Annotated in this window: 1 protein-coding gene (only partly in view); it reads left to right on the plus strand. The window is 70.0% G+C overall.

Annotated elements, in window-relative coordinates; all coding sequences use genetic code 11:
* Positions 1-58: 58 nt before the first annotated feature.
* Positions 59-16,356, plus strand: partial view of a non-ribosomal peptide synthase/polyketide synthase gene (locus OHS59_RS38030; protein WP_328497866.1) — the 5' portion only. The gene runs 17,110 nt beyond the window's last position; only the first 16,298 of its 33,408 coding nucleotides appear in the window; the start codon lies at positions 59-61; its stop codon lies beyond the right edge, outside the window.

A 16,356-nucleotide genomic window follows, 5' to 3' on the forward strand; every position in this document is an offset into this window, starting at 1 on the left:
GGCCGAGCAGCGCACCGTCATGCACTAATTCAGCTTTCTCATTTGCAGGGGACAACTGATGCTTTCTGACGCCAAGCGGGAATTGCTGAAGCGACGCCTCAAGGGAGAGCAGGCGTCGCGCCGCGAATGGGGGCCGCGCCCCGACGGTCCGATCCCCCTGTCGTTCGCGCAGCAGCGCCTCTGGTTCCTGGACCAGTTGGAGCCCTCGTCGACCGAGTACAACCTTTCGATGCGGGTGCGCTGGGACGACGCCCTGGATGTGGCTGCGCTGGGGGCGGCGTTGTCGGGTGTGGTGGCGCGGCATGAGGTGTTGCGGACGCGGTTGGTGGCGGATGCGGAGGGTGTGCCGCGTCAGGTGATCGACGGGCCGGCGCCGTTCGCGCTGCCGGTGGTGGACGTGTCGGCGGACGCCGACCCCCGGGCGGCCGTCCGGGCATTGGCGGCGGCCGACGCCGCGGTCCCCTTCGACCTCGCGGCCGGACCGCTGATCCGCGCCACACTCCTGCGACTGGCGCCGACGGAGCACGTCCTCGTGATCGCGCTCCACCACGTCGTCTTCGACGAGTGGTCCGACCAGATCTTCCACCGCGAACTGATGGCCCTGTACCAGGCGTTCCTGGTAGGAGACCCCGACCCGCTGCCGCCGCTCGAAGCGCAGTACGCGGACTTCGCCGTGTGGCAGCGGCAGTGGCTGGACGGCGAGGTCCTGAACCAACAACTGTCCTACTGGCGCGAGCGGTTGGCCGCAGCGCCGGAACTGGAACTCCCCACGGACCGGCCTCGTCCGCCGGTGCGTTCCTCCGCGGGTGCTTCGGTGCGTTTCGCTGTGCCGGAGGGTGTGGCGGGGGCGTTGTGGGGGCTTTCGCGTGAGTGTGGCGTGTCGATGTTCATGACGTTGTTGTCGGTGTACGCGGTGTTGCTGGGGCGGTATGCGGGTTCGGAGGATGTGGTGGTGGGCACGCCGGTGGCGAACCGGAATCGTGCCGAGACGGAGGACTTGATCGGGTTCTTCGTGAATACGTTGGTGATGCGGGCTGATCTGTCGGGTGATCCGTCGTTCCGTGAGGTGTTGGGGCGGGTGCGGGAGACGGCGTTGGGTGCGTACGCGCATCAGGATGTGCCGTTCGAGCAGTTGGTGGAGGCGTTGGTCACCGACCGGGACCGGTCGCGTACCCCCTTGTTCCAGGCCCTCTTCAACTACGACTCCGTCGCGCCCTCCACGAGTGCCGACGCCGATGCCGGAGCGGATGGTTCGGTCGTCGCCAAGTTCGACCTGCGGCTGATCTTCAGCGACAGCGAGGCGGGGCTGGCGGGGGAATTCGAGTACAGCACCGCGCTGTTCGACGCGGTGACCGTGGAGCGGATGGCCGGCCACCTGGTCACGCTGCTGAACGCCGTGGCCGAGGACACTGGGCGGGAACTGTCACGGCTGCCGGTGCTGACGGCGGACGAGAGGCGGCGAGTGCTGGAGGAGTGGAACGACACTCCGACCCCGGCCCCTGCCCCGACCCCGGCCTTGATGCCTGGTGATGGCCCGGATGCCGGTGGGGTGCATGAGCTGATTGCCGCGCGGGCGTTGTCGGTGCCGGACGCGGTGGCGGTGGTGTCGGGTGATGTGGCGCTGACGTACGGCGGGTTGTTGGCGCGTGCGGATCGGTTGGCGCACTACTTGCGGGGTGTGGGGGTGGGTGCGGAGTCGGTGGTGGCGCTGTGCCTGCCGCGCGGGGTGGACATGGTCGTGGCGATGCTGGGGGTGTGGAGGGCCGGCGGGGCGTATCTGCCGCTGGATCCGGAGTATCCGGTCGAGCGCCTTGGCTTCATGCTCACGGACAGTCGGGCGACGGTGCTTGTCGGGACCAGTGACATCCTCGATGAGCTGCCGGTGGGGCGGTTGCGGACGGTGGTTCTGGATGATCCGTTGGTGGTGGCGGGGCTGGCGGGGATGCCTTCCGGGGCTTTGGGGGTGTCGGTTCGGGCTGGTCAGTTGGCGTATGTGGTGTATACGTCGGGGTCGACGGGGCGGCCGAAGGGTGTGCAGGTCACGCATGGTGGGCTGCTGAATTACACGGTGGGTGTGGTGGAGCGGTTGGGCTGGTTGCGGGTGGGGGGCCGGTTCGGTCTGCTGCAGCCGGTGGTGACCGATCTGGGGAACACGGTGGTGTTCGGGTGCCTGGTGTCGGGTGGTGTGTTGCATGTGGTGGGTGCGGATGCGGCGGTGGACGGGCGGGCGGTGGCCGCGTACTGGCGGGCCTGGGCCATCGATTTCGTGAAGGTGGTGCCCTCGCATCTGGCCGCGTTGGCGGCGGGCAGTGGGGAGGGGCTTGCGGGGTTGGTGCCGGCGCGGGGTCTGGTGCTGGGAGGTGAGAGTGCCTCGGCGTCGTGGCTGCGGGAGCTCGTCATGGCGGCCGGGGACCGGACGGTGGCCAATCACTACGGCCCGACCGAATCGACCGTGGGTGTCCTGGCCGGGGCGTTGGGTGTGGATGGTGTGGTGGCGTTGGGGCGGCCGTTGGCGGGGTCGCGGGTGTATGTGCTGGATGGTGCGTTGAGTGCGGTGCCGGTGGGTGTGGTGGGTGAGTTGTTCATCGCGGGTGGTCAGGTGGCGCGGGGTTATCGGGGCCGGGGGGCTTTGACGGCGGAGCGGTTCGTGGCGGATCCGTTCGTGGGGGATGGTTCGCGGATGTATCGGTCGGGGGACCGGGTGCGGTGGCTGGTGGATGGCCGGGTGGAGTTTGTGGGGCGTGTGGATCATCAGGTGAAGGTGCGGGGTTTCCGTATTGAGCCGGGTGAGGTGGAGGCGGTGCTGGCGGGTCATCCGTTGGTGCGGTCGGTGGTGGTGTCGGCGTGGGGTGAGGGTGTGGAGCGTCGTTTGGTGGCGTATGTGGTGCCGGATGATGCGGGTGAGGGTATTCCGTCGGTGGGTGAGTTGCGGGGGTTTGTTGGGGCGCGGTTGCCGGAGTACATGGTGCCGTCGGTGTTCGTGGAGTTGGCTGAGGTGCCGTTGACGGCGAACGGCAAACTCGACCGCACCGCCCTCCCCGAACCACACGGTGTACGTCAGGTCGCGGCCGGACCCGTGGCACCACGTACCGAAGCGGAGCGAATCCTGGCCGAGGTGTGGGCACAGGTTCTCGGTGTCGAGGAGGTGGGCGCCGAGGACAACTTCTTCGACCTGGGCGGACATTCGCTGCTCGCCACGCAGGTCATCTCCCGGGTCCGTGAGGTGTTCGGGGTCGAGGTGCCGCTGTCGGTGCTCTTCGACGAGCCGACGGTGCGGGAGTTCGCCTCGGTGATCGAGACCTCGGGCACCGGTGTGACGGCTCCACCGGTGACGGCGGTGGACCGTGACCAGGCGCTCCCGCTGTCGTTCGCCCAGCAACGCCTGTGGTTCCTGGACCAGTTGGAGCCAGGGTCGGCGGAGTACAACCTGTCCACCTTGATGCGGTGGGCCGGGCCGCTGGACGTGTCCGCGATGGGCGCGGCGCTGTCCGCCGTGGTGGCGCGGCACGAGGTGTTGCGGACGCGGCTGATGGCGGACGCGGACGGCGAGGCGTACCAGGTGATCGACGCCCCCGCGTCGGTCCCGCTGCCGGTGCGGGATGTGTCCGGCGCGGTGGATCCGCAGTCGGCCGCACGGGCGTTGGTGGCGGCGGACGCGGGACGGCCGTTCGACCTGTCGGCGGGTCCGCTGGTGCGGGCGATGCTCATCCGGCTGGCTGCGGACGAACACGTTCTGGGCCTGGTCATGCACCACGTGGTGTCGGACGAATGGTCCGGACGGATCCTGCGACGTGAACTGTCGGCCCTGTACGAGGCGTTCCGCGACGGTGGGCCGGACCCGCTGGCGCCGCTGGAGGTCCAGTACGCCGACTTCGCCATGTGGCAGCGGCGATGGCTGACCGGCGACGTACTGGAAGAGCAGCTGGACTACTGGCGGGAGGCGCTGTCGGGGGCCTCGACGCTGGAGCTGCCCACCGACCGGCCCCGTCCGGCGGTGCGTTCCACCGAGGGCGGTGTGGTGGACGTACGGGTGCCGGCCCCGACCGCTCAGGCCTTGCGCACGTTGTCCCGCCGCAGCGGCTCGACGATGTCCATGACGTTGCTCGCGGCGTTCAGCGTGCTGCTCGGCCGCTACGCGGACACGGACGACGTCGTGGTGGGCACGCCGGTGGCCAACCGGAACCGCGCCGAGACCGAGGACCTGATCGGCTTCTTCGTCAACACGCTGGTGATGCGTGCAGACCTGTCAGGAGATCCTTCCTTCGTCGAACTGCTGAGCCGGGTACGGGAGATGGCGCTCGGCGCCTATGCCCACCAGGACCTGCCTTTCGAGCAACTCGTCGACGAACTCGTCACCGAGCGGGACCGATCCCGCAGCCCCCTCTTCCAGGTCCTCTTCGACTACGACAACGGGCAGTCCGGAGAAGAACCCCGCGACACCGACGCACACGCCGACGTGCCGGCCGACGCACACGCCGACGTACCGACCGCGGCCCGTACCGACGCCGACGAGTTGCCGGTGAGGTTCGACCTGGTGGTCACGCTGGGGGAGGACGGCGAAGGACTTTCGGGAGAGTTCCAGTTCAGCACCGCGCTCTTCGACGCCTCCACGATCGAGCGGATGGCAGCGCACCTGGTCACGCTGCTGGAGGCGATCGCGGCCGACGCCGAGGAGTCGGTGGCCGAACTGCCGCTTCTGAGTGCCGTCGAGCGGCGACGCGTGGTCGAGGAGTGGAACGACACCGCGGCGCCGATGCTGTCGGCGGGTGGAGTCCATGAGCTGATCGCGGCGCAGGCGGACGCACATCCGGAGGCGGTGGCCGTCACCTGCGGCGAGACAGTCCTGAGGTACGGGGAGTTGATGGCCCGCGCCAACCGGCTGGCGCACCACCTGCGTGGCGTCGGCGTGGGTACGGAGTCGATCGTGGGCCTCTGCCTTCCGCGCGGGGTGGACATGGTCGTGGCGATGCTGGCGGTGTGGCAGGCGGGCGGAGTGTATCTGCCGTTGGACCCCGAGTACCCGTCGGAGCGCCTGCAGTTCATGCTCGCCGACAGCGGGGCGAAGGTGCTGATCGGACATCGGGCGGTGGCCGAAGCGGCCGCGCTGGCCGAGCTGGCCGGGACGCTGTCGGTGGAGTCGGTGGAGTCGGTGGAGTCGGTGGAGTGGGTGGTGTGGCTTGACGACCCGGCCGTCACCGAGGATCTGCCGTCCACGGCACCCGAAGTACACGTCCATGCGGATCAGTTGGCGTATGTGATCTACACGTCGGGTTCGACGGGGCGGCCGAAGGGTGTGCAGGTCGCTCATCGCGGTGTGGTGAATCTGGTGCGGGCGCAGTCGAAGGCGTTCGGTGTCGGGTCCGGGGACGCGGTGGTGCAGTTCGCGCCGTTCGGGTTCGACGCAGCCGTCTCCGAGGTGTGCGTGACACTGGGATCCGGCGGCACGCTGGTGGTGGTGACGGCGGAGCAGCGCGCCGAGCCCGAGGCGTTGGCCGCACTCGTACGGGGCCGGAACGTGCGGGTGGCGACCTTGCCGCCCTCGCTGCTGGCCGTATTGAACCCCGGCGATCTGGACGGTATGGCCACCCTGGTCACCGCGGGCGAACGCCTCGACACCGCGACGGCGGGTGTGTGGAGTGAACACCACCGGCTGCTGAACGCGTACGGCCCGACCGAGACCACGGTCTGCGCGAGCATCGGGACCGTCGCCCCGGGCGGCCAGGGCGCGCCGCCGATCGGCGCCCCGATCGACAACACAAGGACGTACGTCCTGGACGAGCGGCTGAACCCGGCCCCGGTCGGCGTGGCGGGCGAGCTGTATATCGCCGGCACCGGTGTGGCCCGCGGCTACGGCGGGCGCTCCGCACTGACCGCCGAGCGCTTCCTGCCCGACCCGTACGCGGGCGACGGTTCGCGCATGTACCGGTCGGGCGACCGGGCCCGCTGGTCGCCGGACGGGCAGCTGGAATTCCTGGGCCGCGCCGATGACCAGGTCAAGGTCCGTGGTTTCCGTATCGAGCCGGGCGAGATCGAAGCGGTCCTCGCCACCCACCCCCAGATCCGCTCGGCCGTCGTGACGGCCCATGGGGACACCGAGGACCGCCGCCTCGTCGCCTACCTCGTTCCGGCCGACCAGGCAGAGGGCATACCGGCGGTCAATGACGTCCGGGACCACGTCCAGCGAAGTCTGCCGGCCTTCATGGTCCCGGCCGTCTTCATGGAACTGGCCGCGCTGCCGCTGACCGCGAACGGAAAGACCGACCGGGCCGCGCTGCCGGCACCCGACGACGGGGCCCGCATGGGTTCCGCAGAGGCTTACGTCGAACCGCGTGTCGGCGTTGAACAGCTGCTGGCCGGGGTGTGGGCGCAGGTTCTGGGCGTCGAACGGGTCGGGGCCGAGGACAACTTCTTCGAACTCGGCGGCGATTCGATCAGCAGCATCCGCGTGGTGGCCCGGGCCCGGGAACTCGGGATCCACGTGACCGTGGCGCAGTTGTTCGACCATCAGACGGTGGCCGGCCTGGCACCCGTGGCGTCGGGGGAGAGCACGACGGACGCCGAACAGGGCCTGGTGGTCGGAGAGTTCCCGCTGACTCCGATCCAGCGCTGGTTCCTGGAGCGCGAGCTGCCGGAGCCCCAGCACTTCAATCAGTCGACGGTGCTGGAGACCACGGGCCGTATCGAACCCGACCTACTGCGCACGGCGTTGGGCGCCCTGGTGGAACATCACGACGCGCTGCGTTCCCGTTTCGTACGGGAGGGTGAGGAGTGGGTCGGCCGTGTGATGGCGGCGGTCGAGCCGGCCGACCTTGTGACGCTGATCGACACCTCCGCTGCGGACATCGAAGAGGAGTTCCTGGAGGCCCGGGCCACGGAGGTACAGGCCGGACTCGGCCTGACCGACGGACCGCTCCTCCGGGCAGCCCTCTTCGACCGGGGCGAGCGAGGGCAACTTCTCCTGGTGGTCGTCCATCACCTGGTCGTGGACGCGGTCTCCTGGCCTGTGCTGCTGGAGGATCTGGCATCGGCGTATGTGCAGGCAGAGCGTGGTGTCGTGCGGGTGGAGTTCCCGCCGAAGACGTCCTCGTACCTCGGTTGGGCGCGGCGGCTCGGTGAGCTGGCGGTGTCGCCGGAGGTTGCGGGCGAGGCGGCTCACTGGCGGGAGGTGGAGGCTGCGGCGGGGGCGTTGCCGCGTGAGTACGAGGGTGCGAACACGGCCGCGGCGGCCCGTCGGGTGTCGGTGGCTCTGGACGCGGGGCGGACGGAGCGTCTGCTGCGTGAGGTGCCCAGTGCGTTCCGGACGCAGATCAATGATGTGCTGCTGAGTGCGCTGGGTGCGGTGTTCACGGAGTGGACCGGGACGTCCTCGGTCGTGGTGGATGTGGAGGGCCACGGCCGCGAGGACGTGGGCGCCGACATCGACGTGTCCCGTACCGTCGGGTGGTTCACCAGCGTGCACCCGGTAGCGCTGCGCGGCGTCGAGGACGGTGACCTCGGCGCGCTGCTTCGCCGTACGAAGGAAGACCTGCGGACAGTCCCGCGCAAGGGCCTGGGATATGGGCTGCTGCGACACCTCACCGACTGGGAGCCGATCCCGGGCCCGGGCGCGGAGGTCGCATTCAACTACCTCGGTCAGTCCGGCCGACGCCCCGACGCACCTGACACCGGCGAGGGCCACAACACCAACCGCTTCCGCCCGTCCGGCAGAGACCTGGGCGCGGCACAGTCGTCCGAGGGCGATCGACCTCACCTGATCGAGGTGAACAGTCAGGTGGTGGGTGGTCGTTTGGAGATGGTGTGGACGTATGGGGGTGAGGTGTATGGGGAGGCGACGGTGCGGGGGTTGGCGGAGCGGTATGTGGATGTCCTCGCTGATTTGATCGAGTACTGCTGCCGTTCTGGGGTGGGTGGGTATACGCCGTCGGATTTTCCGTTGGCTGGGTTGGATCAGGTTGCGTTGGATGGTGTTGTCGCCCGTTGTGTGGGGGCGGTGATTGATGAGGTGTATCCGTTGACGGCGTTGCAGCAGGGGATGGTGTTTCACAGTCAGTTGTCTGCGGATGCGGGGATGTACTGGGTGCAGAACGGTCTGTTGTTGGAGGGTGTGCTTGATCTTGGTGCTTTGAGGCGGGCGTGGGAGTTGGTGTTTGCGCGGCATGAGGTGTTGCGCAGTGCGGTGGTGTGGGAGGGGGTTCCGCAGCCGTTGGCGGTGGTGTCGCGGTCGGTGCCGGTGCCGTTGGAGGTGCTGGATTTCTCGCATCTGGAGGGGGATGTGTGCCGGCGGCGGGTGGATGATTTCCTGGCTGCGGACTGGGAGCGGGGTCCTGATTTTTCGGCTCCCACGCTGGTGCGTCTGGTGTTGATCCGGTTGGCGGAGGGCCGTCATCAGCTGGTGTGGAGTTATCACCATCTTCTGCTGGATGGGTGGAGTGTGCCGATTGTGCTGGGGGAGGTGCTGGAGGCGTATCACGCGTTCCGTGCGGGCGAGCGGCCCCAACTCCAGGTGCGTGCGCCGTTCCGGGATTTTGCGGGGTGGGTGGCGGGTCAGGATCTGGTGGAGGCGCGTGGGTTTTGGGGTGAGCGGTTGGCGGGGTTTGTGGAGCCGACGGTGTTGGGTGTGGAGCGGGTGACGGGGGAGGTGGGGTCGGAGGATTTGCATGTGGGGTTGCCGTCGGTGGTGGCGGGTGGGGGTCTGGCGGGGTTTGCGCGGCGGCATCGGTTGACGTTGAACACGGTGGTCCAGGGTGCGTGGGCGTTGGTGCTCTCTGTGTATGCGGGTTCGGATGATGTGGTGTTCGGTGTGACGTCGTCGGGTCGTGGTGGCCAGATCGACGGGATGGACTCGATGGTGGGTCTGTTGCTGAATACGACGCCGGTGCGGGTGCGGGTGGAGCGGGATCGGCCGGTGGTGGAGTGGTTGGCGGGGTTGCAGGATGAGCAGGTGCGGGCGCGTGGGTATGAGCACACGCCGTTGGTGACGATTGCTGAGGCCAGTGAACTCCCGCCGGGGCAGGCTCTGTTCAACACTCTCTTCGTCTTCGAGAACTACCCGGACCAGACTCTGACCGACAGCCGCGAACTCTCTGCGGCGAGTGGTCTTGGGACCGGGCTCAACCACGTCCGCCAGCAGGCGAGTTACCCGCTCAGCATCACTGCCGGTTCCGGACGCGAACTCATGATCAAGGTGTCGTACGAGCGGGCTCAGTACGACTCCGCGACCGTCGAGCGCTTGGCCGGCCACCTCGTCAACGTGCTGGAGAGCATTGCGGAGGATGCGGGGCAGTGTGTCGGCGAGCTGCCTGTGCTTGGTGCGGGTGAGCGGCGGCGGGTGGTCGAGGAGTGGAACGGGTCCGTCGAGCCGTTGCCGGGTGTGGGCGGGGTGCGGGAGCTGATCGCGGATCAGGCACACGTCCGACCGGATGCGGTGGCTGTGGTCGCGGACGGTGAGGTGCTGACGTACGGCGGCCTGATGGCGCGGGCGAACCGGCTGGCGCATCACCTGCGGGGGCTCGGGGTGGGTGCGGAGTCGGTGGTGGGGCTGTGCTTGCCGCGTGGCGTCGACATGGTCGTGGCGATGCTGGCGGTGTGGCAGGCGGGCGGTGCCTATCTGCCGCTGGACCCCGATTACCCCGTCGAGCGACTGGAGTTCATGCTCGCCGACAGCGGCGCGAAGGTGCTGATCGGACACAGCTCGGTTGCCGAGGTAGCCGAGGTGGCCGGAGGACTTCCGGTGGAGTCGGTGATATGGCTGGATGACCCGGCTGTCACTGAGGGTCTGCCGTCCACGGCGCCCGAAGTATCCGTACGGCCGGATCAGCTGGCATACGTCATCTACACGTCCGGCTCGACGGGCCGGCCGAAGGGTGTGCAGGTCGCTCACCGCAGCGTGACCGGCATGGTCACCGGACTGTCTCCGGTCCTGGGCGCCGGGCCGGGTGTGCGGGTGTTGCAGTTCGCGTCGTTCAGCTTCGACGCGGCGGTACTGGACGTGGCGGTCACGCTGGCCTCGGGCGGCACCCTGGTGGTGGCGAGCAGCACCGAGCGCACCGCCCCGGAGGCGCTGACCTCGATGATCGGTGCGCAGGCGGTGGGAGCGGCGAGCGTGGTGCCCTCCCTGCTGGGCGTGCTGAACCCGACAGAGGTTCCCGGCATTCAGACGCTGCTGCTGGGTGCGGAACGGCTCACCCAGCCGGTGGCCCAGGCTTGGGCAACGGGCCGCACGCTGGTGAACACCTACGGTCCCACCGAGGCCACCGTCATGGTGACCACGGGTGCGGTCTCCCCGGACGTGACCACGGCTCCGCCGATCGGTGCCCCGGTCGCGAACGCCCGCCTGTATGTCCTGGACGCCCGCCTCAACCCCGTCCCCGTCGGGGTGGCCGGTGAGGTGTTCATCGCCGGCCCGCAGGTGGCCCGCGGATACCGCGCCCAGCCCGCCCTGACCGCCGAACGCTTCCTACCGGACCCGTTCACCGCGGACGGCACCCGGATGTACCGATCCGGCGACCGGGCCCGCTGGCTCCCCGACGGCACCCTCGACTTCATCGGGCGAGCCGACGACCAGGTCAAGGTACGCGGCTTCCGCATCGAACCCGGCGAGATCGAAGCGGTCCTGACCACCCACCCCCAGATCCGCACCGCCGTCGTCGCGGCATTCGGCGACACCGAGGACCGCAAACTCGTGGCCTACCTCGTCCCCGCCGACCAGACGGACGGCCTCCCCTCCACCCCAGACCTGCGCACCTTCACCGGCTCACGGCTCCCGGCCTTCATGGTCCCGGCGACCTTCATCGAACTCGCCGCACTCCCCCTCACCCCCAACGGCAAACTCGACCGCTCCGCACTCCCGCTCCCGGACGGCACAGCTCGCACCGGTACGGCAGGCGAGTACGTGGCGCCCCGTACCGACGCCGAACGGATCCTGGCCGAGGTGTGGGCTCAGGTGCTCGGTGTGGAACGGGTCGGCATCGAAGAGAACTTCTTCGACCTCGGCGGCGACTCGATCATCAGCATCCGGGTCGCGGCGAAGTCCCGTGAGTTCGGCGTCCACGTCACCGTGGCGCAGTTGTTCGAGCACCAGACCGTGGCCGGTCTGGCGTCGGTGGCGGCGGCCACGAGCGCCGTGGTTGCCGAACAGGGGCGGGTTGTCGCCGACTTCTCACCGACGCCCGTCCAGCAGCAGTTCCTGGCACGTGAGTTGCCGCGTCCCGCGCACTTCAACCAGTCGATGGTTCTTGAGGCGGGCCGCCCGGTCGACCCCGAGCTGCTGCGTTCCGCGTTGGCCGCGTTGGTCGAGCACCACGACGTGCTGCGCTCCCGCTTCGTACGGGAAGAGGACGGTGCGTGGGCCGGGCGAGTGGTGGCCGTGGAGACGGCCGACCTCCTCACCCTGATCGACGCCTCCGGCGCGGACGTCGGAGCGGAGGACGCCGATGGGGGCGACGCCGAAGAGGGCCACACAGAAGAGGCGTTCCTGGAGGCGCGGGCCACGGAGGTGCAGGCCGACCTGGACCTGAGCGACGGGCCCCTCCTCCGCGCGGCCCTCATCGAGCGAGCCGATCAAGGCGACCATGGCGATCAAGGCGACGAGGCCGACCAGGGCCGGCGAGGTGACCAAGTTGACCAAGGTGGCCGGGGCCAACTGGTCCTCCTGGTCATCCACCACCTGGTCGTGGACGCCGTCTCCTGGCCGATCCTGCTCGAAGACCTGACATCGGCGTACGAGCAGGTCGAACGCGGTACCGCGAGGGTGGAGCTGCCGGCCAAGACGACGTCCTTCCCGCGCTGGGCGCAGCGGCTCGGTGAGCTGGCGGCCTCCCCGGAGGTGACGGCGGAGGACGGGTACTGGCAGGAGATCGAGGCCGCCGCGGTGCGCCTGCCCCGCGACCACGAGGGCCCGAATCGCAACGCCTCGGTCCGCAACGCCCGGACGGCCCTGGGCGCGGAGCGGACCGAGCGCCTGCTGCGCGAGGTGCCGAGCGCGTTCCGGACTCAGATCAACGACGTACTGCTCAGCGTGCTGGGCGCGGTGCTGACCGAGTGGACCGGGACGGCATCGGTTGTCGTGGACGTGGAAGGTCACGGCCGCGAGGACGTCGGCGCCGACGTCGACGTGTCCCGTACCGTCGGGTGGTTCACCAGCGTGCACCCGGTCGCGTTGAGCGGCGCCGCCGACGGTGACCTGGGTGTGCTGCTGCGCCGTACGAAGGAGAACCTGCGGGCCGTGCCGCGCAAGGGTCTGGGACACGGCCTGCTCCGGCATCTCACCGACAGGACACCGGCGGGCGCGGCTCCCACCGCCGAGGTCTCCTTCAACTACCTCGGCCAGTCCTCCCACCAGTCGCCCCGCCAGTCGGCCGACACCCGCAGCCCCGCGCCCGACCGTGCGCTCTTCGGGCCGTCCGGCCGCTCGCTCGGCGAGTCCCAGTCGGCGGACGGTACGCGCGCGCACCTCATCGAGGTCAACAGCCAGGTCGCCGACGGCAGCCTGGAGATGGAGTGGACGTACAGCTGCGAGGTGCACGACGAGGCGACCGTGCGACGGCTGGCACAGCGGTACCTCGATGTCCTCGCCGACCTGATCGAGTACTGCTGCCGTCCGGAGGTCACCGGACACACCCCGTCGGACTTCCCGCTGGCCCGCCTCGACCAGGACGCCCTGGACCTGATCACCGGCGGGATCCCGACGGTGATCGAGGACATCCATCCGCTGACCGCCGTCCAGCAGGGCATGCTCTTCCACACCCGGCTGGCCACCGAGCCCGGCATGTACTGGGCCCAGAACGGTGTCCTCCTCGAAGGCAGGCTGGATCTCGACGCGCTGCAGCAGGCGTGGGAGCTGGTCTTCGCGCGGCATGAGGTGCTGCGCAGTGCGGTGGTGTGGGAGGGGGCACCGGAGCCACTCGCGGTGGTGTCCCGGTCCGTACCCCTGCCCCTCCACGTACTGGATCTCTCGCACCTCGACGAGGAGGCGCGGCGGCACGCCGTCACGGAGCATCTGGAGGCCGACTGGGAGCGCGGCGCGGACTTCTCCGCTCCGACACTGGTGCGGATCTCCCTGATCAGGCTCACCGACGAGCGGCACCAACTGGTGTGGAGCTTCCACCACTTGCTGCTCGATGGATGGAGTGTGCCCATCGTGCTGAACGAGGTGCTGGAGGCGTACCAGGCACTGCGTGAGGGCAACCGGCCGCGGCTCGCCGCCCGTGCGCCCTTCCGGGACTTCGTCGCCTGGGCCGTCGGACAGGACGCGGACGAGGCGCGGGAGTACTGGCGTGAGCGGCTGGCCGGAATCTCCGAGCCCACGACCCTCGGCCTGGAGCACGCCACCGGGAACCAGGGACGCGACGAACGCCAGGTGCCGCTGTCGGCCCCGGTGTCCACGTCCGGTCTCGCCGAGTTCGCCCGCCGGCACAGGCTGACGCTCAACACGGTGGTGCAGGGTGCCTGGGCCCTCGTGCTCGGTCTGTACGCGGGCAGCGACGACATCCTCTTCGGAGTCACCTCGTCCGGCCGCGGCGGTCAGATCGACGGCATGGACGAGATGGTCGGCCTGCTCATCAACACCACCCCCGTGCGGGTGAGCATCGACCGTGACCGGCCCGTCGCCGACTGGCTGTCCGCGCTGCAGGACGAACAGGTACGCGGCCGCAAGTACGAGCACACGCCGCTGGTGACCATCGCCGAATGCGGTCAACTGCCGCCCGGACAGGCCCTGTTCGACACCGTCTTCGCCTTCGAGAACTACCCCGACCAGGCGCTGGTCGAGGGCGGGCAGGCCGGCCGGTACACGGGTGAGGACGACGGTCTGCGCGCCGGGACCAACTACGGACGCGACCAGTCCAACTACCCCCTCGGCGTGATCGCCTCCTCCGCGCAGGAGCTGGTCGTCCGCCTCTCCTACGACCGCGCCCACTACGACGACGCGGCCGTCGAGCGCCTCGCGGGTCACCTGGGCACGGTCCTGGAGGCCATCGCCGCGGACACCGGCGAGTACGTCGGTGACCTGCCCGTACTGACGGCGGACGAACACGACCGCCTGCTGCGGGAGTGGAACGACACGGCCGTCGTGCTGCCCGCGGAGAGCGGGGTCCACGAGCTGATCACCGCGCACGCGGACCTGTCCGGCGACGCGGTGGCCGTGGTGGCGGGCGAGCGGTCGCTCACGTACGACGGACTGCTGCTGCGGGCCAACCGGCTCGCGCAGCGCCTGCGCCGGGCGGGCGTCGGGCCCGAGTCGGTGGTGGCACTGTGCCTGGAGCGCGGCGTGGACCTGGCGGTCGCGGTCCTCGCGGTCTGGCAGGCGGGGGCGGCGTATCTGCCGCTGGACCCCGAATACCCGGCCGAGCGGCTGGAGTTCATGCTCGGCGACAGCGGTGCGAAGGTGCTGATCGGGCACCGGAGCACGGCCGCCGACCTGGTGGCGCACACCGCACCGGAGACCGTGGTGTGGCTGGACGACCGGGACACCCGGACGGAACTCGCGGCGCTGCCCGACATCCCTCCGCCGGGGCGCGTCCTGCCCGACCAGCTCGCGTACGTGATCTACACCTCCGGTTCGACCGGCCGGCCCAAGGGTGTGCACCTGTCCCACCGGGGGCTGGTCAGCCTGGCCACGGCGCAGCGGAGTGCGCTGGGCACGGGACGTGACGACGTCGTGCTCGGATTCGCGCCGTTCAGCTTCGACGCGTCGGTGTGGGAACTGGTGATGGCGCTGGCGGTCGGCGCGACCCTGGTGGTCGCCGAGGCGCCCGAGCGTTCCGACGCCGAACGGCTGGCGTCCCTGGTCGTGCGTGCCGGGGTCAGCGTGGCGACCGTACCGCCGTCCCTCCTGGACGTGCTGCGGCCGGGTGACCTCGACGGCATGACCACCCTCGTCACGGCGGGCGAACGGCTCGACGCGACACTCGCCGCCGCCTGGAGCGACCACCACCGGCTGCTGAACGCGTACGGGCCGACGGAGAGCACGGTGTGCGCGAGCATCGCCCCGATCGGGGTGGCCCAGCCGCACGACGTGCCCGGCGTTCCTCCCATCGGCGCCCCCATCGCGGGCACCCGGGTGTTCGTCCTGGACGCCTTCATGAAACCCGTGCCGGTCGGTGTCCCCGGTGAACTGTTCATCGCAGGGCCGCAGTTGGCGCGCGGATACGGGAACCGTCCGGCGCTCAGCGCCGAACGGTTCGTGGCCGACCCGTTCGCCGGGGACGGCTCCCGGCTGTACCGGACCGGGGACCGGGTGCGCTGGCTGGCGGACGGACAGTTGGACTTCCTGGGCCGCGCCGACGACCAGGTGAAGGTCCGCGGCTACCGCATCGAGCCCGCCGAGATCGAGTCGGCGCTCGGCACCCACCCGGGTGTCCGCACGGCGGTCGTGACGGCGTTCGGCGAGGGCGGGGACCGCCGGCTGGTGGCGTACCTCGTCCCGGCGGACCCGGCCGAGGGCGCCCCGGCCGCCGCCGAACTGCGGGCCTTCGCGGGCGAGCGGCTCCCGTCGTTCATGGTCCCGTCCGTGTTCGTCGAGCTGGCCGCGCTGCCGCTGACCCCGAACGGCAAGACCGACCGGGCGGCCCTGCCAGAGCCGGACGGGATCCGGGCCGGTTCGGGCAGCCGGTACGTCGCCCCCGGCACCGCCACCGAGGAACTCCTCGCCGGTGTCTGGGAGCGGGTCCTCGGCGTGGAGCGGGTCGGTGCCACGGACGGCTTCTTCGACCTCGGCGGCCACTCGCTGCTGGCCGGCCAGGTCGTCTCCCGGGTGCGGGAGATCCTCGCGGTCGAACTCCCGCTCTCCGCCCTGTTCGACCGTCCGACGGTGCGCGGGCTCGCCGCGGTGATCGACGGTTCCGCCCGGGACGCCGCACCCCCGGTGACGGCCGTCGCCCGCGACGAGACGCTGCCGCTCTCGTTCGCGCAGCAACGGCTCTGGTTCCTCGACCAGTTGGAGCCGGGCTCGCCCGAATACAACATGTCGACCCGCGTGCATCTGACCGGCGAGGTGGACCTCCCGGCTCTCGGTGCGGCGCTGGACGCGATCGTCGCCCGGCACGAAGTCCTGCGGACCCGGCTCGTGGCCGGCCCGGACGGTGTCGCGCACCAGGTGATCGACCCGCCGACGGGGCTCCCGCTGCCGGTCGTGGACGTCAGCGGATGCGTCCGGCCCCAGGACGAGGCCGACCGCCTGTTCGGCAAGGACGGGCTCACCCCGTTCGACCTGGCACGCGGCCCTCTCGTCCGGGCCACCCTCGTCCGGCTCGCCCCGGACGAGCACGTACTGGCGCTCGCGATGCACCACGTCGTCTTCGACGAGTGGTCGGACCGTGTCCTGCGCCGTGAGCTGTCGGCGCTGTACGAGGCGTTCCG

This window comes from Streptomyces sp. NBC_00414, assembly GCF_036038375.1.
GTDB lineage: Bacteria > Actinomycetota > Actinomycetes > Streptomycetales > Streptomycetaceae > Streptomyces.